Raw genomic sequence first — 25,253 nt, forward strand, 5'->3', positions numbered from 1 at the left:
ACCGCCTGGCCGAGCGCGGCATGGGCGAGCTCGCCGAGAAGATGGGCATGGTGATCACCGAGCTCACCGCCGAGCGCGCGGTGGGCACGATCCCGGTCGAGGGCAACCGCCAGCCGGTCGGCCTGCTGCACGGGGGCGCCTACGTCGTGCTGGCGGAGAGCCTCGGCTCGATGGCCGCGAACGTGCACGCCGGTCCGGGTCGTTACGCCGTCGGCATCGAGCTGAGCGCCTCGCACTCGCGCAGCGCCACGAGCGGGACCGTCACCGGCACCTGCACCGCCATCCACCTGGGCGGCACGCTCACCACGCACGAGATCGTCCTCACCGACGACCAGGGCCGGCGCTGCTCGACCGTGCGGATCACGAACATGATCCGCGAGCGGCGCTGACCCGTCAGTCCTCCGGCGGGCGCTGCAGCAGCAGGCGCGCGTCGCCGAACCCGAGGCGCCGGTAGAGCCGCTCGCCGTCCACGCTCGAGTGCACCGACGTCCGCTCGACGCCCAGCTCGTCGGCGACGTCGAGCAGCGCCGTGACGAGCCGGCCGGCGACGCCGGACCCGCGCAGGTCCGGGTGCACGTACACCGTCTGCAACTCCGCGGTGGATCGATCCCCGGGGACGTGCGGCGCCGGCGGCCGGGGGTGCACCGCGAGCCATCCCATGCCGAGCACCACGCCGTCCCGCTCGGCGACCACGCACCGGTGCGAGTCGCGGTGGCGGGACGCGAAGTCCGTCATCGCCCTGCGGTACTCATCGGGCGTGCGGACCGGCTCGCGGCCGTCCTCGTCGACGCTCCACCGCCACCGCAGGTCGGCCACCGCTGCCATGTCCTCCGGCCGGGAGGCGCGGATCACCACGTCGTCCATCGCTCCACCCTGCCAGGTGGTCGACGCCCACGCCACGTCGCCGCTCCGGACGCAGGAACGCCGCCGGACCGGAGGGTCCAGCGGCGTTCCGTGAGCGACGGGGGCGCTACTTCTTGGCGCTGAGCTGCTCGATGATCGCCTTGGCGACGTCGTGCATGGTCAGGCGGCGGTCCATCGAGGCCTTCTGGATCCAGCGGAACGCCTCGGGCTCGGTCAGGCCCATCTTCTCGTTCAGCAGGCCCTTGGCACGGTCGACGAGCTTGCGGGTCTCGAAGCGCTCGACGAGGTCGGCGACCTCGGCTTCGAGCGTGATGATCTGCTGGTACCGCGAGAGGGCGATCTCGATCGCGGGGAGCAGGTCGTTCGGGGTGAAGGGCTTGACGACGTAGGCCAGGGCGCCGGCCTCGGTCGCGCGCTCGACGAGGTCCTTCTGGCTGAACGCCGTGAGCAGGACCACGGGGGCGATGTGGTTCTTCGACAGCTTCTCGGCCGCCGAGATGCCGTCGAGCTGGGGCATCTTGACGTCCATCACGACCAGGTCGGGACGGAGGTCCGTGGCGAGCTGCACGGCGGTCTCGCCGTCGCCGGCCTCACCGACCACGTCGAACCCGTTGTCGCGGAGGATCTCGACGATGTCGAGGCGGATGAGCGACTCGTCCTCGGCGACGACGACGCGACGGGGTGCTGGTGCGGTTGCTTCTGAGTCACTCACGACGAGCAGCCTACTAGACACCGGAAGTCCCGGACCCCAGACCACGCGGGCCGGATCGTCCCACACCGCTCCGGACCAGGAGTGGGCCGTGCACAGTACGAGTGGCGGGACTTGAACCCGCACGCCGTGAGGCAGAGCATTTTGAGTGCCCCGTGTCTGCCGATTCCACCACACTCGCGAGGGCACCAACACTACCAGCCCGGCCGTCGTCCCCGGCCCTGGGAGCCCGGCATGCACGGGCGCCCGACCGACGGGTAGCGTGCTGGGGGCCTGCAGTCCGATCAGGGAGGAGTGCTCGTGGATTCCCGTGCCGTCCGCACGTTCCGGGTGTTCGTGGTCGTCACCGCCGTCGTCGCCGTGGCCCTCGGGGTCGTCGCCGTGGCTTGGCCGCGCCCGACGCTCGTGCTCGTCGCCCTGGTGTTCGGCGTCCACCTCGTCGTCGCCGGTGCGCTCCGCGTGTTCGCGGCGGTGCGCGGGCGCGACACCCCCGCGGTCTGGCGGTGGACCTCCGGCGTGGTGGGTGGCCTCGTCGCCGCGGCCGGGCTCGTCACGCTGGTGGACCCGGCGATCCCCCTGGTGGTCTACGCGGTGCTCGCCGGTGTCGGCTTCGTCGCGGAGGGCATCGCGGCGCTGGTCGGCGGGGTCGTCGGACACCCGGGCTCGTCACGCGTGCCGACGGTGGTCAGCGCCCTGCTGTCGGTCGCGGCGGGGATCGCCGTGCTCGCCGCTCCCGGCCTGGCGCTGACCGTTTTCGTGGTCGTCGCGGGCGTCGCGCTGGTCACCGTGGGCGCCGCGACCCTGCTGCTCCTGCCGCCGCGTGCCGCCGTCCGCCGCTAGGCCGGACCGGTCCCGAAGAGCAGCCCGAGCCCGTACGTCACGGCCGCCGCGCCGAACCCGATGGCGAGCTGCCGGAACGCCCGCCTGCCCGGGGACGCCCCGCTGAGCACCCCGACGACGGCACCGGTGCCGAGCAGGGCGACGCCCACCAACCCGCCCGCGACGGCGATCGCCGGCAGCCCCTGCATGCCGAGCAGGAACGGCAGCACCGGGATGACCGCGCCGGACGCGAAGAAGCAGAAGCTCGACACCGCGGCGCTGAGTCCGGTACCCACGGCCTCGTGGTCGTCGCCGACCGGTGTCGACCCGGTCGCGGGACGCCGTTCACCGATGCCGGACAACACCTCGGCGGCGTGGGCGGTCGCCTCGTCCTCGCTCATCCCGCGCGCCCGGTAGACGAGCGCGAGCTCGTTCGCGTCGACGTCCAGGTCCGACACGGCGTCCCGTGCCTCGGGGTGCGGCGCCGACGCCTCGAGCAGTTCGCGCTGCGACCGCACGGACACGTACTCCCCCGCACCCATCGAGAGCGCTCCCGCGAGCAGGCCGGCCACGCCGCTCAGCAGGACGACGTGTCGGTCCGCCCCGGACGCACTGATGCCGATGATGAGCGCCAGGTTCGACACCAATCCGTCGTTCGCCCCGAAGACCGCCGCGCGGAAGGTGCCGGACAGCCGCATGCGCCCGCGGTTCGCGAGCCCCCGGACGACCTCGCCGTGGATGCGTTCGTCGGCCGCCATCCGGGCGGTGGCATCGGCGTCGTCGGCGTAGGGCGAGCGGTCCTCGGCACGCTGCATGAGCGCGAGGACGAAGACCGACCCGAACCGCTTCGCCAGGGCGGCGAGCACCCGCGTCCGCAGGCTCCCCCGCTGCGGCCGTCCGACCTCGTCGCCGAGCAGGTCGATCCAGTGCTCGGCGTGACGCCCCTCGGCCTCGGCCAGGGCGGCGAGGATCGCGCGCTCCTCGCCGGAACGGCGGGCCGCCAGGTTGCGGTACACCGCGGCCTCGGCGCGCTCGTCGGCCAGGTAGCGCCGCCAGCGGCGGACATCGGCCGCGGTGGGTGGGGACACGGTGTCGTCCTGGAGGCTCACACCAGCCATCCTGCCCGCTCGCGCGGCCGTCCGGGCGCGTCTGCCGCGGGGCGGGAGCCCCGGGCACGCGGGGCGCGCGTCCGCGCACGGAGCGCCGGCGCGCGAGCGCGCCCCGCTGCGGTCGTCGCGCCCCGGCACACCGGGGCGCGATGACCGCAGCGGGGCGCGGAGCGGCGCAGGCGCGGCGGCGCGGAGCGGCACAGGCGCGGCGCCGCGCGAGGTGGACGCGACAGGGCGCGGACCGGAGGCGGTCGGTGCAGCTGCACCGGGCCTCCCGTCCGCGCCCTGGTGGCGACGGATCCCGCGGATCAGTCCCGGACGTACGCCGGGGCGGCCTCGGCGTGGGCGTCGCCCACGCGGTGCACGCGGAGGTCGTTCGTCGAGCCCTCGATGCCAGGAGGGGACCCGGCCGTCACGATGACGCGATCGCCGGGGGCGGCCAGGCCGTTCTCGAGGAGGACGTCGTCGACCTGCGAGAAGAGCTCGTCGGTGTGGGTCTTCCGCTCGACCAGGAACGAACGGACGCCCCAGGTCAGGGCCATCCGTCGGCGCGTCGCCTCGTTCGGCGTGAAGGCGATGATCGGCAGGCCGTGGCGCAGGCGCGACATGCGGCGTGCGGAGTCGCCCGACTCGGTGAAGACGCAGAGGTACGACGCCTCGGTGAACTCGGCGATCTCGACGGCGGCGAGGGTGATCGCACCGCCGAGCGTGCGCGGCTTGGTGCCGAGCGGGGCGATGCGCTCGAGGCCGTGGTCCTCGGTGGACTCGACGATGCGCGCCATGGTGCGGACGGTCTGCACCGGGTACTCGCCGACGCTCGTCTCGCCGGACAGCATGACCGCGTCGGCGCCGTCGAGGACGGCGTTGGCGACGTCGGAGGTCTCGGCGCGGGTCGGGATCGGCGACGAGATCATCGACTCGAGCATCTGCGTCGCGACGATGACCGGCTTCGCCATGCGGCGGGACAGCTCGACGGCGCGCTTCTGCACGATCGGCACCGCCTCGAGCGGGAGCTCGACACCGAGGTCGCCGCGGGCGACCATGATGCTGTCGAAGGCGTCGATGATCTCCTCGAGGGCGTCGACGGCCTGCGGCTTCTCGACCTTGGCGATGACGGGCAGGCGCTTGCCCTCCTCGTCCATGATCTCGTGGGCGCGGTCGACGTCGGCGGCGTTCCGCACGAACGACAGCGCGATGAGGTCGGCGCCCTGGCGGATGGCCCAGCGCAGGTCCGCCTCGTCCTTCTCGCTCAGCGCGGGGACATTGACGGCGACGCCGGGCAGGTTGATGCCCTTGTTGTTCGACACCGTGCCGGCGACGACGACCTCGGTCCGGACGCGCACGCCGTCGGTGTCGAGGACGCGGAGTCGCACGCGGCCGTCGTCGATGAGGAGCGGGTCGCCGGGCTTGACGTCCTGCGGCAGGCCCTTGAAGGTCGTGCCGCAGATCTCCTTCGAGCCGGGGACGTCCTCGGTCGTGATGGTGAAGACGTCACCCACGGCGAGGTCGTGCGGGCCGTCGGCGAACTTGGCCAGACGGATCTTCGGACCCTGCAGGTCGACGAGGATCGCGACGGGCTTGCCGAGCTCCTCGGCGGCACGGCGGACGTTCACGTAGTTGGCCTCGTGGACGCTGTAGTCACCGTGGCTGAGGTTGAGGCGGGCGACGTCGACGCCCGCTTCGATGATCTCCTTGACGGTCTCGTAGTCCGACGTTGCCGGTCCGAGCGTCGAAACGATCTTTGCGCGTCTCAATGGATTCCTTCGTGGTGGTGGATGGAGCCTGGGGTTTCCGCGCCGTGGGGCTGCGCGGAACGCAGTGAGGCCACCAGCACCTTACCGAGTGCTGGTGGCCTCACGCTCACGGCTGGGTGAGCATCTGGTGGTGACCGGTCGACATCAGACCGAGATCGCCCGGTCGGTCGCCTTGACCGGTGCCGGCAGGATCGTGGAGCCCTCGAGGTACTCGTCGACCTGGGCCGCGGCGGCACGGCCCTCGGCGATCGCCCACACGATGAGCGACTGCCCGCGACCGGCGTCACCGGCGACGAACACGCCGGCCTCGTTGGTCGCGTAGTCGGCACGGCGGTCGAGCGCCCCGGAGGCCGTGGTCGGCAGTCCGAGCTGCGGCTCGATGGTGTCGGACTCGGGTCCGGTGAACCCCATCGCGACGAGCACGAGGTCGGCGGGGATCTCGCGCTCCGTGCCGGCCTTCGGGACGCGTCGCCCGTCGAGGTACTCGGTCTCGGCGACCCGCAGCGCGCGGACCTCGCCCGCCGGGTTCGCCAGGAACTCGACCGTGGAGGCGAGGAAGTGCCGCTCGCCGCCCTCCTCGTGAGCGCTCGTGACCTCGAACACCGTCGGGAACATCGGCCACGGCTGGTCCGAGGGACGCTCGAGCGGCGGCTGCTTGCCGATCGCCAGGTTCGTCACGCTCAGCGCGCCCTGGCGGTGCGCCGTGCCGATGCAGTCGGCGCCGGTGTCGCCGCCGCCGATGACGACGACGTGCTTGCCCTCGGCGGTGATCTGGTTGTCGACCGTCGTGCCGGCGTTCGCCTTGTTCTGCTGGACGAGGTAGTCCATCGCGAAGTGCACGCCCTCGAGGTCGCGCCCCGGGATCGGCAGGTCGCGCGGCACGGTGGCACCGGTGGCGACCACGACCGCGTCGTAGCGCGACTTCAGGTCGTCCCAGGTGATGTCCTTGCCGATCTCGACGCCGGCGCGGAACCGCGTGCCCTCGGCCTGCATCTGGGCGAGGCGCGCGTCGATCTGGCGCTTCTCCATCTTGAAGTCCGGGATGCCGTAGCGGAGCAGACCGCCGATGCGGTCGTCGCGCTCGTAGACGGCGACCGTGTGCCCGGCGCGCGTGAGCTGCTGCGCGGCGGCCAGGCCGGCCGGGCCGGACCCGACGACGGCGACGGTCTTGCCGGTCAGTCGCTCCGGCGGGTGCGGGGTGACCCACCCGTTCTGGAACGCCTGGTCGATGATCGAGACCTCGACCTGCTTGATGGTCACCGGGGGCTGGTTGATGCCGAGCACGCACGACGACTCGCACGGTGCCGGGCAGAGCCGACCGGTGAACTCCGGGAAGTTGTTCGTCTCGTGCAGCCGCTCGATGGCCTGGCGGCCCTCGCCGCGCCACGTCAGGTCGTTCCACTCCGGGATGAGGTTGCCGAGCGGGCAGCCCTGGTGGCAGAACGGCACGCCGCAGTCCATGCAGCGGCCGGCCTGGCGCTTGAGGACACCGGACTCCTGCTGCTCGTAGACCTCTTTCCAGTCCATGAGCCGCACGGGCACGGGCCGCCGCGGCGGGAGTTCGCGTTCCTGGACCTTGAGGAAGCCCTTCGGGTCAGCCAACTGTTACCTCCAAGATGCGGTTCCAGACGACGTCGCCGTCGGGGTCGAGCCCCTCGTCGACGGCCTGCTTGCGGGTCTCGAGCACCGCCGCGTAGTCACGCGGCAGCACCTTGACGAAGTCGCTCAGGTCCCCGGACGCGAGCAGGTCGGACGCCAGGGTCGACCCGGTCTCGTCGGCGTGCCGGGTGAGCAGGTCGGTGACGATCGCGACGTCGGCGCTGTCGAGCGCCTCGAGTCGCAGCTCGCCGGAGGCCAGCGCGTCGGTGTTGACGTGCTCCTCGCGCAGGCCGCGGACGTACGCCGTGCCCCCGGACATGCCCGCACCGAGGTTCCGGCCGGTCTCGCCGAGCACGAGCGCGAGCCCGCCCGTCATGTACTCGAGCGCGTGGTCGCCGACGCCCTCGACGACGGCGGTGGCACCGGAGTTGCGGACCAGGAAGCGCTCCCCCACGATGCCCCGGATGAACATGGTGCCCTGGGTCGCGCCGTAGCCGATCACGTTGCCCGCGATCACGTTCTGCGCCGGGTCGAAGCCGGACTCGGCGTCCGGGCGCACGACGATCTGCCCGCCGGACAGCCCCTTGCCGACGTAGTCGTTGCTGTCGCCGATGAGCCGCAGCGTGATCCCCGCCGGCAGGAACGCGCCGAGCGACTGCCCGGCGGACCCGCGCAGCGTGACGTCGATCGAGCCGTTGGGCAGCCCGTGTTCGCCGTGCCGCAGCGTGACGTGGTGGCCCAGCATGGTGCCGACGGCCCGCTCGGTGTTGCGGATCGGCAGGTCCAGCGTGATCGAACCACCGTGCTCGAGGACGTCGGCGGTCTGCTGGATGAGCTGCACGTCGAAGTGCTCGTCGAGTTCGTGGTCCTGCTCGCGGTGGTGGCGGCGGGGTTCGGCGTCGTCGAAGTCCGGCCCCGTGAGCACCGGGCCCAGGTCGAGCCCGGACGCCTTCCAGTGCTCGACGGCGCGGTCGACGTCGAGTGCCTGCGTCTGCCCGATCGCCTCGTCCAGGCTGCGGAAGCCGAGCTCGGCGAGGAGCTCGCGGACCTCTTGCGCGATGAACTCGAAGAAGTTCACGACGAACTCCGGCTTGCCGGTGAACCGTTTGCGCAGCTCCGGGTTCTGCGTCGCGACCCCGACGGGGCAGGTGTCCAAGTGGCAGACCCGCATGAGGATGCAGCCCTCGACGACGAGCGGAGCGGTGGCGAAGCCGTACTCCTCGGCGCCGAGCAGGGCGGCCACGACGACGTCGCGGCCGGTCTTCATCTGCCCGTCCACCTGCACGACGACGCGGTCGCGCATGCCGTTCAGCATGAGCGTCTGCTGCGTCTCGGCGAGCCCGATCTCCCACGGGGTTCCGGCGTGCTTGAGCGAGTTCAAGGGGCTCGCACCCGTGCCGCCGTCGTGGCCGGAGACGAGCACGACGTCGGCCAGGGCCTTCGTCACCCCGGCAGCGACCGCGCCGATGCCGGACTGGCTGACGAGCTTGACGTGCACGCGGGCGGCCGGGTTGGCGCGCTTGACGTCGAAGATCAGCTGCTTGAGGTCCTCGATGGAGTAGATGTCGTGGTGCGGCGGCGGCGAGATGAGCCCGACACCGGCCGTCGCGTGCCGCGTCCGCGCCACCCAGGGGTAGACCTTCTGCGGGGGCAGCTGCCCGCCCTCGCCGGGCTTCGCACCCTGCGCCATCTTCAGCTGGATGTCGGTCGCGTGCGTCAGGTACATGCTCGTCACGCCGAACCGGCCGGACGCCACCTGCTTGATGGCGCTGCGACGCTCCGGGTCGAGCAGGCGGTCGACGTCCTCGCCGCCCTCGCCCGTGTTCGACCGGCCGCCCAGCCGGTTCATCGCGATGGCCAGGGTCTCGTGGGCTTCCTGCGAGATCGAGCCGTACGACATCGCGCCGGTGTTGAACCGCTTGACGATCGACTCGATCGGCTCGACCTCGTCGAGCGCGACCGGCTGCCGGGCACCCTGCTTGAAGCGGAAGAGCCCGCGCAGGGTCATGAGCTCCTCGGACTGGTCGTCCACGGCGCTCGAGTACTCGCGGAAGATGTCGTACCGGCGGGCACGGGTGGCGTGCTGCAGGCGGAACACCGTGTCCGGGTTGAACAGGTGCGGCGGGCCCTGGCGGCGCCACTGGTACTCGCCACCGATCTGCAGGCGCTCGTGCGAGAGCACCGCGCCGTCCTGCGGGTACGCCTGCGCGTGCCGCTCGGCGTTCTCCTTCGCGATGACGTCGATGTCGACGCCGCCCAGGATCGACGAGGTGCCGGTGAAGTACTTGTCGACGAACTCCTGGCTGAGCCCGACCGCCTCGAACGCCTGGGCACCGGCGTAGCTCGACACCGTCGAGATGCCCATCTTCGACATGATCTTCAGCACGCCCTTGCCGAGCGCCTTGATGACGTTCTTGACGGCCTGCTCGGGGGTGATGCCCGGGATCATGCCGGCCCGGACGAGGTTCTCGCAGGTCTCCATCGCGAGGTACGGGTTGATCGCCGATGCGCCGTACCCGATGAGCGTCGCCACGTGGTGGACCTCGCGGACGTCACCGGCCTCGACGATGAGCCCGACCTTCATGCGCTGCTCGGTACGGATGAGGTGGTGGTGCACGGCGGCGAGCAGCAACAGGCTCGGCACGGGCGCCTGCTCGGCGTTGCCGTCGCGGTCGGACAGCACGATGAACTGCTTGCCCGACTCGATCGCCGCGTCGACCTCGTCGCAGACGGCGGCGATGCGCTTCTGCATCGCCTTCTTGCCGGCGTCGACGCGGTACAGGCCCCGGATCGTCACGGTGAGGTGGCGGCCGGTCGCCGACTCGTAGTGCTGGATCTTGGCGAGCTGGTCGTTGTCGATGACCGGGAAGTCCAGCACGATCTGCTCGGCGTGCTCGGGCCCCGCGGACAGCAGGTTGCGCTCCGGCCCGAGGCCGAGCCCCATCGACGTGATGACCTGCTCGCGGATCGAGTCGAGCGGCGGGTTGGTGACCTGGGCGAACTGCTGGGTGAAGTAGTCGAACAGCAGGCGCGGGCGCTGCGACAGCACCGCGATCGGGGTGTCCGACCCCATCGCGCCGAGCGGCTCCGCGCCGGCGGCTGCCATCGGGCGCAGCAGGATCCGGACCTCTTCCTCGGTGTACCCGAACGCGCGCTGGCGACGGGTGACCGAGGCCGGGGTGTGCACGATGTGCTCGCGCTCCGGCAGGTCGTTCAGGTTGATCCGGCCGGCCTCGAGCCACTCCGCCCAGGGACCGGACGTCGCGAGGCCGCGCTTGACCTCGTCGTCCTCGATGATGCGGCCGGCCTCGGTGTCGACCAGGAACATCCGGCCGGGGCGCAGGCGGCCCTTGCGGACGACCTTCGCCGCGGGGACGTCGATGACCCCGGTCTCGGAGCCCATCACGATGAGCCCGTCGTCGGTGACCAGGAAGCGGCCGGGGCGGAGCCCGTTGCGGTCGAGCGTCGCGCCGACCAGGGCGCCGTCGGTGAAGGTGATCGCGGCGGGGCCGTCCCACGGCTCCATGAGCATCGAGTGGTACTCGTAGAAGGCCCGCAGGTCCGGGTCCATGCCGACCTGGTTCTCCCACGCCTCCGGCACCATCATCGATACGGCGTGCGGCAGCGAGCGTCCGGTCAGCGTGAGCAGCTCGAGGGTCTCGTCGAACGAAGCCGAGTCGCTGGCGCCGGGGCTGACGATCGGCAGCAGCGGCGCCATGTCCCCGAGCAGTTCGCTCTCGAGCTGCGACTGGCGGGCACGCATCCAGTTGCGGTTGCCCCGCACGGTGTTGATCTCGCCGTTGTGCGCGATCGTCCGGAACGGCTGCGCGAGCGGCCACGACGGGAACGTGTTGGTGGAGTAGCGCGAGTGGACGATGGCGAGCTTCGACGCGAAGCGCTCGTCGCTGAGGTCGGGGTAGAAGGGCTCGAGCTGCAGCGTCGTGACCATGCCCTTGTAGACCATGGTGCGGCTCGACAGCGACATGAAGTACAGGTCGTTGTCGTGCTCGGCGCGCTTGCGGAGCCGGAAGGCCTGGCGGTCGAGGGCGATGCCGCTCCACGACGCACCGTGCACGTCGTGCCGGATCGAGGCGACGAAGAGCTGCTCGAAGGCGGGCATCGCCGCCCGGGCCAGGGTGCCGAGCTCCTCGGGGCGCACCGGCACCTCGCGCCACCCGAGCACCTTCAGGCCCTCTTCGCGCGCGAGCCGCTCGACGGCGCCCTTGACGGCGTGCCGGGCGTCCTCGTCGACGGGCAGGTAGGCCGTGCCGACCGCGTACTCCCCCGCCTGGGGCAGGTCGAACGGCACGACGGCCCGCAGGAACGCGTCGGGCACCTGGCACAGGATGCCGGCGCCGTCACCCGTACCGGCGTCGGAGCCGACGGCACCGCGGTGCTCGAGGTTCCGCAGCGCGCCGAGCGCCGCGTCGACGATGTCGTGGCCGGGCGTCCCGCGCAGGGTCGCCACCATCGCGAGACCGCACGCGTCCTTCTCGTTCGCCGGGTCGTACGCGCCGGTGGCGTCGGGCACCGCCGAGAACCGTCGGTGCGGCGGCACGAGCATCGTCGGTGCCGAGGGCTGGGTTGGCTGGAGCGCCATGGGGAACCGTCCTCACGAGGAAGTGGAACAGGGACAGCGGTGGCCCGGTGGTGCGTTCCGCCCGAGCGGGCGGGACTGGTGCCCGTGCCCGCCGGCAACGGTGTGCGCTGCCGGCCGGCGAGGTTGCGCGGGACCCGCTTGTGGTGGGCCCGGGGTGGTGCTGCTGGTACTGCTGGTGCTGGTGCGGTGACCGCGGGTGGACGGGCTGTGCCGCCGCCGTGGCTAGCGGGTGGTCGTCACCGCGTCGTCGCTCGTGACGGCTGCTGCGTCGTCGTCGTGCTCCGAGAAGGTGTCCTCGGAGTCTACAGCGGACCTCGGACGGGGCTCGCGACCCGGCAGGTACGGGCTCGGCTCCTTGCCCGTGTGGCGTCGGCTCTGCACCACGAAGATCAGGATGCCGATGAGGATCGCCGCCAGCGCCATCCAGACGTTCGTGCGGACACCGAAGAAGGTCTCGCTCGTGTCCACGCGGATGGACTCCAGGACCGACCGGCCGACGCCGTACCAGATCAGGTACAGGGCCAGGACCTTGCCCCACTGCAGCGTGAACCGGCGCGCGAGGAACAGGATCACGACGACGCCGAGCACGTTCCAGAGGATCTCGTACAGGAACGTCGGGTGGAACAGCGTGCCCTCGGGCAGCCCCGTCGGGAACGCCGCGTTGGTCGAGTCGATCTCGAGCCCCCACGGCAGGCTCGTCGGCATGCCGAAGAGCTCCTGGTTGAAGTAGTTGCCCAGGCGACCGAACGCCTGCGCGAGCAGCACGCCGGGCACGACCGCGTCGATGAACGACGTGAAGCGCAGCCCGACCTGGCGGCACCCGATCCAGGCGCCGACCGAGCCGAGGATCAGCGCGCCGAAGATCGCGAGCCCGCCCTCCCAGATGTACAGGAAGGACAGCGGGTCGATGCCCGGACCGAAGTAGTCGGACACGTGCGTGACGACGTGGAAGAGCCGACCGCCGATGATGCCGGCGGGGACGGCCCAGATCGCGATGTCGATGATGATCCAGCGCTCGACGCCCCGGGCGTTGAGCCGACGGTTCGCGAGCAGCACCGCGGCGACGATCCCGACGAGGATGCAGATCGCGTAGGCGTGGATGCGGAAGTCGAGGGGCAGCGACCAACCGAACGCGTCGCGCAACCAGGCGGTGAGGTCGAAGTACTGCCAGGCGGTGCTCGGGCTCGGGATGCTCAGGAGGGGCATGGAGGAACGGTCGCCTTTCGGGACTGACGGGGCGCGGTCGACGTGGCGTCGGACCCGCTCACTGTAGCGCGGGGAACGGGTCCGACAGGAACTGGACTAGCGGCGGCGGGCACCGGTGGTGAGGTCGGCGGCACGGTCGGCCACGCCCTGCACACCGAGGTCGGCCAGTGCGCGCACGAAGGCCGACCCGACGATGGCGCCGTCGGCGTACTCGAGCACCTCGCCGACCTGCTCGGCGGTCGAGATCCCGAGGCCGACGCAGGTGCGCTCGACGCCGGCGTCGCGGAGCCGGGACACCACGGTGCGTGCGGCCGAGTCGACGCCCGCGCGGGCACCCGTGACGCCCATCGTGGAGACGGCGTACACGAACCCGCGGCTCGCTTCGACGGCCTGGCGCATCCGGTCGTCCGACGACGACGGCGCGGCGAGGAACACCCGGTCGAGCCCGGTGCGCTCGGAGGCCTCGGTCCACGCCGTGGCCTCGTCGGGGATGAGGTCCGGCGTGATGAGTCCGGCGGCCCCCGCGGCGACCAGGTCGTCGGCGAAGCGGTCGACGCCGTAGCGCAGCACCGGGTTCCAGTAGGTCATGACGAGCACCGGGACGTCGGCGCGTTCGGTGATCTGCTGCACGGCGTCGAAGACCTGCGCGACACGGAACCCGTTCGCCAGGCTCTCCTCGGCGGCGCGCTGAATGACCGGTCCGTCCATCACGGGGTCGGAGTACGGCAGGCCGAACTCGATGACGTCGACCCCGTTCTCCGCCAGGGCGACGGCCGCGTCGACGCTGGTCTGCAGGTCCGGGTACCCGGCGGGCAGGTAGCCGACGACCGCACCGGCGCGCTCGGCGTTGGCGCGGTCGATCGTCGTGGCGACCGAGCGGGGCGTGTTCGTCTCGTCAGTGGTCACAGCTGCACCGCGTTCTCGTCGAGGATGCCGAAGTAGCGACTGGCGGACGCGACGTCCTTGTCACCGCGGCCGGACAGGTTCACGAGCACGACACCCTCGGGGCCGAGCTCCTTGCCGAGCTTGATCGCGCCGGCCAGGGCGTGCGACGACTCGATGGCGGGGATGATGCCCTCGGTCTGGCTGAGCAGACGGAACGCCTCCATCGCCTCGGCGTCGGTGATCGGCTCGTACTTCGCCCGCCCGATGGACGCCAGGTAGGCGTGCTCCGGACCGACACTCGGGTAGTCGAGGCCGGCGGAGATGCTGTGGCTCTCGATGGTCTGGCCGTCCTCGTCCTGCATCAGGTAGGACTTCGTTCCCTGCAGGACGCCCTCGCGGCCGAGGGTGATGCTCGCGGCGTGCCGACCTGTCTCGACGCCCTCGCCGCCGGCCTCGAAGCCGTGCAGCGCGACCGACTCGTCGTCGAGGAACGCCTCGAAGATGCCCATGGCGTTCGAGCCGCCGCCGACGCAGGCAGCGACGGCGTCGGGCAGGCGGCCGATGCGGTCCAGGACCTGCTGGCGCGCCTCTTCCCCGATCACCTTGTGGAACTCGCGGACCATCTCCGGGAACGGGTGCGGACCCGCGACGGTGCCGAGCAGGTAGTGCGTCGACTCGACGTTGGCGACCCAGTCGCGCAGCGCGTCGTTGATGGCGTCCTTCAGGGTGCGTGATCCCGTCTCGACCGGGATCACCTCGGCGCCGAGCAGCCGCATCCGAGCCACGTTGAGCGCCTGGCGCTCGGTGTCGACGGCGCCCATGTACACGACGCACTCCATGCCGAACAGCGCGGCGGCCGTCGCGGTGGCGACACCGTGCTGGCCGGCGCCGGTCTCGGCGATCAGCCGGGTCTTGCCGAGCCGACGGGCGACGAGCGCCTGGCCCAGGACGTTGTTGATCTTGTGCGACCCGGTGTGGTTGAGGTCCTCGCGCTTCAGGATGACGCGGGCGCCACCGGCGTGCTTCGCGAACCGCGGTACCTCGGTGATGATCGAGGGCCGACCGGTGTAGTCGCGCTGCAGTTCGTCGAGTTCCGCGCGGAAGGACGGGTCCGCCCAGGCCTCGCGGAACGCGGCTTCGAGCTCGTCGAGCGCGAGGACGAGGGACTCGGGGACGAAGCGTCCGCCGAAGTCGCCGAAGTACGGGCCGTGCAGGTCGCGGAGTGAGGTCACGATGGGTTCTTCCCGGGACGAGCCCGACACCGCCGGGTCGGCGGGGTCGGACGGTGGAACGGTCAGCCGCGGTCGGCGGCTGCGATGAACGACGCCAGGGTGGCGGCGGGGTCGGCGCCCGTCACGAGCGCCTCGCCGACCAGCACGACGTCGGCGCCGGCCGCCCGGTAGTGGGCGACGTCGGCAGGACCGGAGACGGCGGACTCGGCGACGCGCACGACCCCGGCGGGGATGCGGTCGGCGAGCCGGCCGAACAGGTCGCGGTCGAGCGAGAAGTCGGTCAGGTCACGGGCGTTGACACCGAGGATCCGTGCTCCGGCGTCGAGCCCGCGGGTGACCTCGTCGGCGGAGTGGGCCTCGACGAGCACCCGCATGCCGAGCTCCTCGGCCAGGGCGTGCAGCTCGACCAGGCGCGCCTGCTCGAGCGCCGCCACGATGAGCAGCACGACGTCGGCGCCCGAGGCCCGTGCCTCGACCACCTGGTACGGGTCGGCGATGAAGTCCTTGCGGAGCACGGGGACCCCGACGCGGGCCTTCACGGCCTCGAGGTCGGCGAGGCTGCCGAGGAACTTCCGGCCCTCGGTCAGCACGCTGATGGTCGACGCGCCACCGCGCTCGTAGTCGGCGGCGAGGGCCGCGGGGTCCGCGATGGGGGCCATCGACCCGCGGGACGGGCTCGCGCGCTTGACCTCGGCGATCACCTTGACGTGGTCGCCGGGCTGCAGGAAGGTCAGGGCGTCGAGCGGCGACGCCACCCGGTCGAGGTCACGTTCGACGTCGGCGTACGGACGGTCGACGCGACGGGCAGCGGCGTCCTCGAGCGCGCCCGCGACGAGGGTCTCGAGCACGTTCGGCATGGGTGCTCTACTCGCCGTGGTGCTTGGGGACGAACTTCGGGCCGTCGACGCCGTAGCCGGCCTTCTTCATCACACCACCGGCGATGAGGCCGATGAGGACGACGCCCGCCGAGGCCCAGACGCCCCACGGCATGTCGAACCAGAAGAACAGCGTGCCTGCCGCGAATCCGATCAGCATGATCACGACGGCGGTCCAGGCGGCCGGCGAGTGGCCTTCGCCGAGTTCTGCGGGCTCAGTGTTGCTCACGGTGCTCCTCGTTCTGTTCCGGCGTCGTCGGACGACCGACGCCGCTCCGATCCTACCGTGTCGTCGGTGGGTGACCCGGCGACCGCGCCGTCCGCGGAGGTCGGGTCGACGCCCGCGCTGAGGTCGTCCCAGTCGACGACGGCGTCGCGCTCCACCGGTGCCGCACGGCGTACCGCTGCCGCCGCTCCGGAGGTGGCCGCACCGTACTTGCGGCTCGGGCCGGGCCAGGAGCGCTGCACGACGACGACCACGCCGCCGAGCAGCACGGCGAGCACGCCGCCGGCGATGCCCACGGCCGGCCACGGGCTGACGGAGACGCTCGCGACGACCTGTCGCACGGCCCCGAGGTCGCTCACTCCGGCGACCTCGCCGACGGCACCGCGGGCTGCGGCGAGCGGGTCGACGAGCGCCGTGATCCCGCTGACGACCACACCGACGCCCAGCAGGATCTCCACCCCGGCGAGGACGACGCGCAGCACCCGGCCGGCGATCGTCATGGCGAGGAACAGCGCGAGGCTCGCGATCGCGAGGGCCGTGTACTGCGGCACCACCGCCGCGCCGTCGGCCGCGACGGTCGACGTCACGGCGGCGCCGGCCTGCAGCCGCACGGTGAACCAGGTCTGCGTCCAGGCGAGCATGATCACGCCGGCCACCAGGAGCCCTGCCACGACGACGATCGGACGCGAGCGCTTCACGGGCGGACCTCGCGCATCCGGTTCGCCGTCGCGACCGCACGGAGCGGGGCTGCGGCCTTGTTCACGGCCTCGACGTGCTCGGTCTCCGGGTCGGAGTCGGCCACGAGGCCGGCACCCGCCTGCACGCGGGCGACCCCGTCCTTGATGAGGGCGGTCCGGATCGCGATCGCGAGGTCGGCGTCCCCGGCGAAGTCGAAGTACCCGACGACGCCGGCGTAGGCGCCGCGCTTCGCCGGCTCGAGCTCGTCGATGATCTCGAGCGCGCGCGGCTTCGGCGCGCCCGAGAGCGTGCCGGCCGGGAACGTCGCGCGGAACACGTCGATGGCCGAGGCCTCCGGGCGCACCCGGCCCTCGACGCTCGAGACGAGGTGCATGATGTGGCTGAACCGCTCGACCGTCATGAACTCGGTGACACCGACCGTGCCGGGCTCGCACACCTTCTGCAGGTCGTTGCGGGCGAGGTCGACGAGCATCAGGTGTTCGGCGCGCTCCTTCGGGTCGCCGAGGAGCTCCTCGCCGAGACGGACGTCCTCCTCGGGCGTCGCGCCGCGCGGTCGGGACCCGGCGATGGGGTGCGTGATGGCGCGGCCGTCCTGCACCTTGACCAGGGCCTCGGGCGAGGCGCCGACGATCCAGAAGCGCTCGTCGGCGGTGTCCGCCAGGGCCAGGAAGTACATGTACGGGCTCGGGTTGAGCGTCCGGAGCACGCGGTAGACGTCGAGCGGGTCGGCCGTGACCTCGTGGTCGAAGCGCTGCGAGATGACGACCTGGAACACGTCGCCGTCGCGGATGAACCCCTTCGAGCGGTCCACCGCCGCCATGTAGTCGGCCGGGCTGGTGCGGTGCGTCGGCGTCGGCTCGGCGATCTCGAACGCCTCGGCGACGGTCGCCACGGTCGGCTGCACCAGGTCGCCCTGCATGCGGTCGAGGCGCTGCTGCGCGTCGGCCCACAGGGTGTCCGCGTCGTCGGTGCCGTCGTTCAGCACGCTCGCGACGAGCAGCACGAGCCCCGTGCGGTGGTCGAGCGCTGCCAGCTCGGACACGAAGGACAGCGCCTGGCCGGGCACGTCGAAGTCGGCCGGCGGCACGTTCGGCAGGTGTTCGAGCTGCCGGACGGCCTCCCACCCGATGAAGCCCACCGTGCCGCCGACGAGCGGGGGCGACCCCGGCACCCGGGGCGTGGCCCACCGTTCGTGCAGTCGCGCGAGCACCTCGAGCGGTGCGCCGTCGAGCGACCCGACGGCCCGCTCCGCGGCGATGCCGGTGTCGATCCAGGCGGCGCGGTCGCCGTCCTGCGTGAGCACGCCGAAGCTGCGCACACCCACGAAGGACCAGCGCGACCACAGGCCGCCCTGCCCAGCGGACTCGAGCAGGAAGGACCCGGGACGGCCGTCGGCGAGCTTGCGGTACACGCCGACGGGCGTCTCGCTGTCGCCGTAGAGCGCGCGCACCACCGGCACGACCCGGTGGTCGCCGAGCAGGGCGTCGAACTCCGGCCGGGAGGTCGTGTGCGGCTGGTCGGACCCGGTCGCGGCCGTCACCGGCTCGCCTCCACTGCCGTGTCCGCTCGAGCGGGCCCGGTCGCGTCCGGCGCACCGGAGGACGACGGCGCCGACGCCGTCACCGGCGCGAGCGGGTCGACGTCGAAGCACCGGTGCGCACCGGTGTGGCACGCGGCACCGACCTGCTGGACCGTGACGAGGAGCGTGTCGTCGTCGCAGTCGAGCGCCGCCGCGCGCACGTACTGGGCGTGGCCGGAGGTGTCACCCTTGCGCCAGTACTCGTTCCGCGACCGCGACCAGAAGGTCACGCGTCCCTCGGTGAGGGTGCGGCGGAGGGCTTCCCGGTCCATGTAGCCGAGCATGAGGACGTCCTTCGACGATTCCTCCTGCACGATGGCGGGGAGCAGGCCGTCCGCACCGAAGCGTGCGCGGTCGAGGACCGCTTCGGTGTCGGTGCTGGTGCTGTCGGTCATCAGGCTCCTAGCCTACGGCGGCGGGTGAGCGGACGGCACCGCTCAGCGGACGACGTGGCCGGTCGCGCGGAGCGCGTCCTTGACGTCGCCCACGGTCATCTCGCCACGGTGGAAGACGGACGCGGCGAGGACCGCGTCGGCACCCGCGTCGACGGCCGGGGCGAAGTGCTCGACCCGACCCGCGCCTCCCGACGCGATGACCGGGACCGACGAGACGGCCCGCACCGCGGCCACGAGTTCGAGGTCGAACCCGTTCTTCGTGCCGTCGGCGTCGATGGAGTTGACGAGCAGCTCCCCCGCACCACGCTCGACGGCCTCGCGCGCCCAGGCGATCGCGTCGAGGTCGGACTCGGTCCGCCCGCCGTGGGTGGTGACCACGAAGCCCGAGGGCATCCGGTCGGAGCGCTTGACGTCGAGCGACAGGACGACGGCCTGCGCGCCGAACCGGTCCGCGATCTCGCCGACCAGCTCGTGCCGGGCGATCGCCGCGCTGTTCACGCCGATCTTGTCGGCGCCGCACTGCTGCAGCCGCGAGACGTCGTCCACCGATCGCACGCCGCCACCGACGGTGAGCGGGATGAACACCTGCTCGGCGGTGCGGGTCACGGTGTCGTACATCGTCGCGCGGTTCTCGACCGTCGCGCCGACGTCGAGGAAGGTCAGCTCGTCGGCACCCTGCTCGTAGTACCGGGCGGCGAGCTCGACGGGGTCGCCGGCGTCCTGCAGGTCCAGGAAGTTGACGCCCTTGACGACCCGGCCGCCCTTGACGTCGAGGCACGGGACGACCCGGACCGACACGCCACCGGCGGTCACAGGCGTGCGGCGTGGATCGGGCTGACCAGGATCGCCCGGGCGCCGAGGTCGTAGAGCGCGTCCATGATGAGGTTCGCGTCGTCGCGCGGGATCATCACCCGGACGGCGGCCCAGTCGCGGTCGTGCAACGGCGAGACCGTGGGCGACTCGATGCCGGACGCCACGGCGGTGGCCTGCTCGAGCAGGGCCGTGGGGACGTCGTAGTCGAGCATCACGTAGCCGCGTGCGACGAGGACACCCTGCAGGCGGCGGCGCAGCACGTCGATGCCGGGGATGGTCTCGTCGGTGGAGACGAGCACCGCCGTCGACTCGAGGATCACGGGGCCGAAGATCTCGAGCCCGGCCTGTCGGAGCGTGCTGCCCGTCGACACGACGTCGGCGACGGCGTCCGCGACGCCGAGCTGGACGGCGCTCTCGACGGCGCCGTCGAGCTTGACGAGCGTCGCGGTGACGCCGTGCTCGGCGAGGAACGCACCGACGAGACCGGGGTAGCTCGTCGCCACCCGCACGCCGTCGAGGTCCTGCAGCGAGCCGAAACGCCCGGGCGTCCCGGCGAACCGGAAGGTCGAGTCGGCGAAGCCGAGCGCGTCGACCTCGTGCGCCTCGGACCCGGAGTCGAGCAGCAGGTCACGACCGGTCACGCCGACGTCGAGCGCGCCGGACCCCACGTAGGTGGCGATGTCGCGCGGCCGGAGGAAGAAGAACTCGACGCCGTTGCGCTCGTCGAGCAGGTGCAGCGCCTTCGGGTCGCGGCGCCCGGCGTACCCGGCCTCCCGCAGCATCTCGGAGGCGGTCTCGGACAGGGAGCCCTTGTTGGGCACGGCGATGCGGAGCATCAGGGGTCTGCTTTCTACGGGGAGGGTCGGCGGCTGATCAACGGATCAGAGATGTCGCCAGACGTCCGCCGGGGTGAGCCCCTTGGCGACCATGAGCACCTGGAGGTGGTAGATCAGCTGGGAGATCTCCTCCGAGGTGCGCTCGTCGCCCTCGTACTCGGCCGCCATCCAGACCTCGGCGGCCTCTTCCACGATCTTCTTGCCGATCTGGTGCACACCGGCATCCAGTTCGGCGACGGTGCCGGAGCCGTCGGGGCGCGTGCGCGCCTTCTCGGTCAGCTCCGCGAACAGGTCGTCGAACGTCTTCACGCCGACCAGGCTACCGGTCTCCGCGGTCGCCGCCGACGCACCGTCCGGACGGGAGGCCCGGGTCGGCCCCGCGGGACCGCCCGCGTCCGGCGCTCCCCCGGTCACGAGCGCGCCGCTGCGGCCGCCGCGCGCAGGTCCGCGATGCGGGCCGCCGGCTCACCGCCGTACACCGCGGAGCCCGCCACCAGCGTGTCGGCACCGCTGCGGACGGCCTCGGGCACGGTGTCGACCGCGATGCCGCCGTCGACCTCGAGCCAGACGTCGAGCCCCGAGGCGTCGACGGCCGCACGCGCGTCGGCGAGCTTCGGCATCACCGACGGCATGAACGACTGGCCGCCGAAGCCCGGCTCGACGGTCATGAGCAGGATCATGTCGTAGGCGTCGAGGTGGTGCAGCACCTGGGTGATCGGGGTGCCGGGCTTGACGGCGACGGCGGCGCGGGCTCCGTTCGAGCGGATCGCGGCGGCGGTGGCCACCGGGTCGTCGGCGGCCTCGAAGTGGAACGTGACGCTCGACGCACCGGTCTCGGCGTACTTCGGTGCCTCGGTGTCGGCGTCGGTGATCATCAGGTGCACGTCGAGCGGTACCGGCGACACCTGCTGCAGGCGCTGCACGATCGGCAGCCCGAGGGTCAGGTTCGGCACGAAGTGGTTGTCCATCACGTCGACGTGCACCAGGTCGGCGGTCTCGATGCGGTGCAGCTCGCGCTCGAGGTTCGCGAAGTCGGCGGACAGGATGCTCGGCGAGATGCGGATCGTCACCCGTCGAGCCTACCGGCGCGTGCCTGCCCGGCCACCCCGCACCGGTGCGCGCCGCGCCGTTCCGGGCGGTCTCAGCCGGTGCCGAGGGCGCGCGTGCCGAGGTCGGACCGGAGCATCGTGCCGAGTGCCGCTCCGACCAGCCGCTCGCCCTGCGGGCGGTCGATGCGGCGCGCGACGACGAGGGCCGCGATCCCCTGCATGGTCGCGGCGAACAGGAGCTTGAAGGTGGTCCGGGGGTCGTCTCCGGGATCGACCGGTGCGGTGCCGAGCGCGCCGTCGAGCACGGCGAACAGCGACTCGGCGGCGGCGCGGACGGGTCCGGACCGACCCCCCGTCGACGCCTGGAACATGAGGTCCATGAGCGCCGCGTCGTCGATGGCGAAGTCGACGTAGGCCATCGCGACCCGGCGGAACCGGTCGTCGAGGTCGGCCGAACCGGAGAGCGCCCGGCGCACCGCGGCGGTCAGTCGCTCGAAACCGAGCACGGCGAGGGCGTCCACGAGCGCCTGGCGGTCGACGAAGTGGCTCCGCGGGGCGCCGTGACTGACCCCCGCGCGGCGCGCCAGGTCGCGGAGGGACAACCCGTCGACGCCGTCCTCGCGCAGGACCGCGACGGCCTCGTCGAGCAGCACGGCCCGCAGGTTCCCGTGGTGGAAGGGACGCTCCGGCATGGGGAGAGCCTACCGCGGTACTAGGCATTGCCTATTTTCTAGTCAGTGCCTAGATTGGGCGCATGACACTTCGAGAGCACCTGCTCGTCTTCGGCGCCACGGGCCAGACCGGCCAGCACTTCACCCGCCTCGCACTCGATGCCGGACACCGTGTCCGCGCCGTCGCCCGGACGCCGTCGAAGCTGGCGGTCCAGCACGACGACCTGCAGGTCGTGCAGGGCTCGGTCACCGACGGCCTCGACCTCGACGCGCTGCTCGACGGCGTGACGGCCGTGGTCGTGATGCTCGGGGACGTCGCCGCGCAACGCGAGCGACCGGTCAACACGGCGTTCGTCCGCGAGCTCGTGCCGGCCATGCGCCGGAGCGGCACCCGGCGGTTGCTGTACCAGGCCGGTGGGCTGAGCGCGCCTCCCGGCAAGCGACTCGCGCCGCCGCTCCGGCTCGTCCGGTCGACGCTCGCGCGGGAGTACCTCGGGCAGCACGCGGACAACGAGTTGGTAATGCGCTACCTCGACGCCGAGGCGCAGGACATCGCCTGGACGGTGCACCGCGCCGGCATCGGCTCGGACGGCCCCGCGAAGGGCGAGCTGCGCCGCTCGGCGCGGTGGATCAGCATCGGTACATTCCGGGACTGCGCTGCGTACAACCTGCGCACCCTGTTCGACGAGACCGCCGTGCACACGTGCGACGGCAGTGCCTACCGACGGTCGCGCTGAGCCCGGTCCCGGTCGGCGGGCTGGTCAGTCGACGCGGCGGAACAGCGCGATGAACATGGCGTCCGTCCCCACCCGGTGCGGCCAGAGCTGCACGGTGTCGCCGTCCGCCACCCGCGGGTCGCGCGCGGCGACGCCCCGGACGATCGACGCGGTGTCGAGCTGTTCGAGCAGGTCGCCGTGCCGCCGCATGAGCGCGTCGACCTGCCCCCGGGTCTCGGCCAGGTGCGGCGAGCAGGTCACGTAGGCGAGCGTCCCACCGGGTGCCAGCACCCGGACGGCCGCGTCGAGCAGTTCGGTCTGCAGGGCTGCGAGCTCCTGGACGTCCTCCGGAACCTTCCGCCAGCGCGCCTCCGGCCGACGCCGCAGGGCGCCGAGTCCGGTGCAGGGTGCGTCGAGCAGGATGCGGTCGAAGGTCAGTCCGGTGCCGTCGCGCCCGTACCGCCGGGCGTCGCCCTCGACGACGCGGACGTGGTCGCCGAACACCTCGAGCGCGTTCCGCACGAGGCCGGCACGCGCCGGCACGAGTTCGTTCGCGACGAGGGTCGCGCCGCCCTGCTGGGCCTCGGCCGCGAGCAGCGCCGCCTTGCCGCCGGGGCCGGCGCACATGTCGAGCCACCGCTCCCCCGCGCGCACCGCGGACGACCGGCTGAGCGCCAGCGCGGCGAGCTGCGACCCCTCGTCCTGCACGCGCAGGCGACCAGCGGCGACGCCCGGCACGCGGGCCGGGTCGCCGGAGATGCCCCGGATCCCGACGGGCGACACCGGTGACGCGTCGGCCTCCGGCACCGGGTCGACGGTCCGGACGGGAGGCACGGTCCCGGTCGCCCCGTCAGCCTCCGGTTCGTCGTCGGCCGCCACCAGGGCCGCCGGTGCGTCGCCCGCGCCGGTCGCGTCCACGAACGCGGCGTCGTCGGCGCCGTCGGCGTCCGGCTCGGTGCGCGAGGTGGCGGCGGCGACGTCCTCGTCGGTGGCGAGTCCGGGCAGCGCCGCGAGCTGCACCCGCGGCGCGGCGTTGTCGGCCGCGAGCAGGGCCGCGAGCTCGTCGCGGGAGCGCTCGGCGGCCAGGGCGTCGCGCAGTGCCGAGACGACCCAGGTCGGGTGCGACCACCGCGTGGCGAGCAGGGCGTCGCCGCCGCGCCCCTCGGTGATCAGGGCGTCCCACTCGTCGTCGGTCCGGGCGGCGATCTTCCGCATCACGGCGTTCACGAAGCCCGTCGCCCGGCGGGCACCGACCTCGCGTGCGAGTTCCACCGTGGCGTCGACCGCGGCGTGCGTCGGCGTCCGCATGGCCAGCAGCTGGTGGGCGCCGAGGCGCAGGACGTCGAGCACGTCGGCCTCGATGTTCTCCGCCCGACGGCCGGACGCGAGCGCGATGACGACGTCGTAGCGACCGAGCATCCGGATCGACCCGTAGGTGAGCTCGGTCGCGAACCCGGCATCGCGGGCGGAGAGGCCGGCGCGGCGGATGCGCGTCGGCAGCAGCAGGTTCGCGTAGGCGTCGTCGACCTGCACGGCGCGGAGGACGTCGAAGGCGACGCGACGGGCGTTCGCCGGACGGGGGCCGCGGCGGGCCCCCTGGTGCTTCGTCGGCTGGCTCATGCGAGGACCTTCCCGTCCAGTGCACCGAGGCCACGGGCCCAGGCGGCGGCGTCCATCGCCTTCTTGCCCGCGGGCTGCACCTCGAGCAGCACCAGCGGGGTGTCGGCGGTCCCGACCAGCAGCCGACCGCCGTGGAGTGCGAGCGCGCCGGGCGCGAGCTGCGGGGCGGGGTCCCCCGCGCCTCCCGACAGGCGGGTGCTGCGGAGCAGCTTCACGCGGGTCTCGCCCAGGTGGGCGAACGCACCGGGCTCTGGAGTGACCCCGCGCAGGTGCGCGTGGACGGCGGCGACGGGCGCTGCGAAGTCGATGCGGCCGTCGTCGATGGTCAGCTTCGGTGCGAGGCTCGGCGCACCGGACTGGTCCGTCGCGACGGCGGTGCCGGCCGCGATGTCGTCGACCACGCGGGCCACCGTCTCGGCACCGGTCTCGGCCATCGCGGCGAGGACCTCGCCCGCCGTCGCCTCCGGGTCGATGACGAACGGGTCGGCCGCGTACACCGGTCCGGCGTCGAGCGCCTCGACGAGCTGGAACACCGTCGCGGCGGTACGGGTGTCACCCGCCATCACGGCGCGCTGCACCGGAGCGGCGCCGCGGTACGCCGGCAGGTCGGAGAAGTGCAGGTTGACCCAACCGTGCCGCGGGGCGTCGAGCGCCGGGCGGCGGAGCAGGGCGCCGTACGCGACGATCACACCGAGGTCGACGTCGAGCTCCGCGATCCGGGCGGTGACGGCGTCGTCGACCCGGCTCGCCTCGATCACCGGCAGCCCGAGCTCCTCGGCGACGACGGCCACCGGGGTGGGCGTCAGGACACGCTTCCGTCCCTGGGGCGTCGCCGGCCGCGTCAGGACCGCGGCGATCTCGTGGTCGGACGCCGCCAGACGGCGGAGGGTGGGGACGGCCGCAGCGGGGCTGCCGGCGACGACGAGACGCATGGGTTCGATCCTCCCACGAGCGCCGGGCCGACCGGCACGGTCACGCTCGGTCGGCACGGGCCGTC

General features: G+C 72.5%; 24 protein-coding genes and 1 tRNA gene. 3 read left to right on the forward strand and 22 right to left on the reverse strand.

What is annotated here, in order from left to right; genetic code table 11:
- The first annotated feature begins 20 nt into the window (after window positions 1-20).
- On the forward strand, window positions 21-389 hold the full coding sequence (locus LEL83_RS05180) for a PaaI family thioesterase (RefSeq protein WP_198658683.1): 369 nt from the start codon (window positions 21-23) through the stop codon (window positions 387-389).
- Between the two features lie 4 nt (window positions 390-393).
- Here LEL83_RS05180 and LEL83_RS05185 read toward each other — a convergent pair whose 3' ends face one another.
- The 3 genes from LEL83_RS05185 to LEL83_RS05195 form a co-directional block, all read right to left on the reverse strand.
- Window positions 394-864, reverse strand: coding sequence for a GNAT family N-acetyltransferase (locus LEL83_RS05185; protein WP_225558011.1), 471 nt, complete (start codon window positions 862-864; stop codon window positions 394-396).
- 106 nt (window positions 865-970) lie between these two features.
- Window positions 971-1,576 (reverse strand): ANTAR domain-containing response regulator, encoded by a 606-nt coding sequence (locus tag LEL83_RS05190; protein ID WP_198655948.1) that lies wholly within the window; start codon window positions 1,574-1,576, stop codon window positions 971-973.
- 96 nt (window positions 1,577-1,672) lie between these two features.
- A tRNA-Leu gene (locus tag LEL83_RS05195) sits at window positions 1,673-1,754 on the reverse strand.
- Between the two features lie 119 nt (window positions 1,755-1,873).
- Between LEL83_RS05195 and LEL83_RS05200 the strand changes: the two genes are divergently transcribed.
- Window positions 1,874-2,413: an HdeD family acid-resistance protein gene (locus LEL83_RS05200; RefSeq protein ID WP_225558012.1), complete on the forward strand. Its 540-nt coding sequence runs from the start codon at window positions 1,874-1,876 to the stop codon at window positions 2,411-2,413.
- Here LEL83_RS05200 and LEL83_RS05205 read toward each other — a convergent pair.
- The 17 genes from LEL83_RS05205 to LEL83_RS05285 all read right to left on the reverse strand — a co-directional run bounded on the left by LEL83_RS05205 (window position 2,410) and on the right by LEL83_RS05285 (window position 21,941).
- Window positions 2,410-3,510, reverse strand: a complete 1,101-nt coding sequence (locus tag LEL83_RS05205; protein ID WP_225558013.1) for a VIT1/CCC1 transporter family protein — start codon at window positions 3,508-3,510, stop codon at window positions 2,410-2,412. The two genes, LEL83_RS05200 and LEL83_RS05205, sit on opposite strands and share 4 nt — an antisense overlap.
- 299 nt (window positions 3,511-3,809) lie before the next feature.
- Complete coding sequence (gene pyk, locus LEL83_RS05210; protein ID WP_198655951.1) at window positions 3,810-5,255, reverse strand: pyruvate kinase; 1,446 nt, start codon at window positions 5,253-5,255, stop codon at window positions 3,810-3,812.
- 144 nt (window positions 5,256-5,399) lie between these two features.
- Window positions 5,400-6,857, reverse strand: a complete 1,458-nt coding sequence (locus LEL83_RS05215; protein ID WP_198655952.1) for a glutamate synthase subunit beta — start codon at window positions 6,855-6,857, stop codon at window positions 5,400-5,402.
- A complete protein-coding gene (gltB, locus tag LEL83_RS05220; protein WP_225558053.1) occupies window positions 6,850-11,418 on the reverse strand; it encodes a glutamate synthase large subunit in 4,569 nt (1,522 codons plus the stop codon). The genes LEL83_RS05215 and gltB overlap by 8 nt, the downstream gene beginning before the upstream one ends.
- Before the next feature lie 258 nt (window positions 11,419-11,676).
- Complete coding sequence (gene lgt, locus LEL83_RS05225) at window positions 11,677-12,660, reverse strand: prolipoprotein diacylglyceryl transferase (protein ID WP_225558014.1); 984 nt, start codon at window positions 12,658-12,660, stop codon at window positions 11,677-11,679.
- Window positions 12,661-12,756: 96 nt separating this feature from the next.
- Window positions 12,757-13,566, reverse strand: a complete 810-nt coding sequence (trpA, locus tag LEL83_RS05230; protein WP_372454438.1) for a tryptophan synthase subunit alpha — start codon at window positions 13,564-13,566, stop codon at window positions 12,757-12,759.
- Window positions 13,563-14,777: a tryptophan synthase subunit beta gene (gene trpB / locus LEL83_RS05235; protein ID WP_198655955.1), complete on the reverse strand. Its 1,215-nt coding sequence runs from the start codon at window positions 14,775-14,777 to the stop codon at window positions 13,563-13,565. The genes trpA and trpB overlap by 4 nt, the downstream gene beginning before the upstream one ends.
- A 62-nt stretch (window positions 14,778-14,839) precedes the next feature.
- On the reverse strand, window positions 14,840-15,625 hold the full coding sequence (gene trpC, locus LEL83_RS05240) for an indole-3-glycerol phosphate synthase TrpC (RefSeq protein WP_225558055.1): 786 nt from the start codon (window positions 15,623-15,625) through the stop codon (window positions 14,840-14,842).
- Window positions 15,626-15,641: 16 nt separating this feature from the next.
- Window positions 15,642-15,881 carry an HGxxPAAW family protein gene (locus LEL83_RS05245; RefSeq protein ID WP_198655957.1) on the reverse strand — a complete coding sequence of 80 codons (240 nt, stop codon included), beginning with the start codon at window positions 15,879-15,881 and terminating at the stop codon, window positions 15,642-15,644.
- The gene (locus tag LEL83_RS05250) at window positions 15,878-16,549 is read right to left on the reverse strand and encodes a Trp biosynthesis-associated membrane protein (protein ID WP_225558015.1); all 672 of its coding nucleotides are present in this window, start codon (window positions 16,547-16,549) and stop codon (window positions 15,878-15,880) included. The genes LEL83_RS05245 and LEL83_RS05250 overlap by 4 nt, the downstream gene beginning before the upstream one ends.
- 23 nt (window positions 16,550-16,572) lie before the next feature.
- Entirely contained in the window at window positions 16,573-18,117 is a 1,545-nt protein-coding gene (locus tag LEL83_RS05255; protein ID WP_198655959.1) for an anthranilate synthase component I, read from the reverse strand.
- The gene (gene hisI, locus LEL83_RS05260) at window positions 18,114-18,551 is read right to left on the reverse strand and encodes a phosphoribosyl-AMP cyclohydrolase (protein WP_225558016.1); all 438 of its coding nucleotides are present in this window, start codon (window positions 18,549-18,551) and stop codon (window positions 18,114-18,116) included. Before hisI ends, LEL83_RS05255 begins: the two co-directional genes overlap by 4 nt.
- A gap of 42 nt (window positions 18,552-18,593) precedes the next feature.
- Window positions 18,594-19,349, reverse strand: coding sequence for an imidazole glycerol phosphate synthase subunit HisF (gene hisF, locus LEL83_RS05265; RefSeq protein ID WP_225558017.1), 756 nt, complete (start codon window positions 19,347-19,349; stop codon window positions 18,594-18,596).
- A gap of 11 nt (window positions 19,350-19,360) precedes the next feature.
- On the reverse strand, window positions 19,361-20,200 hold the full coding sequence (gene hisG, locus LEL83_RS05270) for an ATP phosphoribosyltransferase (RefSeq protein ID WP_198655961.1): 840 nt from the start codon (window positions 20,198-20,200) through the stop codon (window positions 19,361-19,363).
- 45 nt (window positions 20,201-20,245) lie between these two features.
- Window positions 20,246-20,509 carry a phosphoribosyl-ATP diphosphatase gene (locus tag LEL83_RS05275; protein ID WP_071256418.1) on the reverse strand — a complete coding sequence of 88 codons (264 nt, stop codon included), beginning with the start codon at window positions 20,507-20,509 and terminating at the stop codon, window positions 20,246-20,248.
- 101 nt (window positions 20,510-20,610) lie between these two features.
- Entirely contained in the window at window positions 20,611-21,270 is a 660-nt protein-coding gene (gene rpe, locus LEL83_RS05280) for a ribulose-phosphate 3-epimerase (RefSeq protein WP_225558018.1), read from the reverse strand.
- Window positions 21,271-21,341: 71 nt separating this feature from the next.
- Window positions 21,342-21,941, reverse strand: a complete 600-nt coding sequence (locus LEL83_RS05285; RefSeq protein ID WP_198655963.1) for a TetR/AcrR family transcriptional regulator — start codon at window positions 21,939-21,941, stop codon at window positions 21,342-21,344.
- Between the two features lie 62 nt (window positions 21,942-22,003).
- Between LEL83_RS05285 and LEL83_RS05290 the strand changes: the two genes are divergently transcribed.
- Entirely contained in the window at window positions 22,004-22,657 is a 654-nt protein-coding gene (locus LEL83_RS05290) for an NAD(P)-dependent oxidoreductase (protein WP_225558019.1), read from the forward strand.
- Between the two features lie 24 nt (window positions 22,658-22,681).
- On the opposite strand, the gene LEL83_RS05295 is transcribed toward LEL83_RS05290, so the two are convergent.
- Window positions 22,682-24,256, reverse strand: coding sequence for an RsmB/NOP family class I SAM-dependent RNA methyltransferase (locus tag LEL83_RS05295; RefSeq protein ID WP_225558020.1), 1,575 nt, complete (start codon window positions 24,254-24,256; stop codon window positions 22,682-22,684).
- Window positions 24,253-25,188 carry a methionyl-tRNA formyltransferase gene (locus LEL83_RS05300; RefSeq protein ID WP_225558021.1) on the reverse strand — a complete coding sequence of 312 codons (936 nt, stop codon included), beginning with the start codon at window positions 25,186-25,188 and terminating at the stop codon, window positions 24,253-24,255. Before LEL83_RS05300 ends, LEL83_RS05295 begins: the two co-directional genes overlap by 4 nt.
- Window positions 25,189-25,253: the final 65 nt, after the last annotated feature.

The sequence above is a fragment of the Curtobacterium oceanosedimentum genome (assembly GCF_020297365.1).
Taxonomy (GTDB): Bacteria; Actinomycetota; Actinomycetes; order Actinomycetales; family Microbacteriaceae; genus Curtobacterium.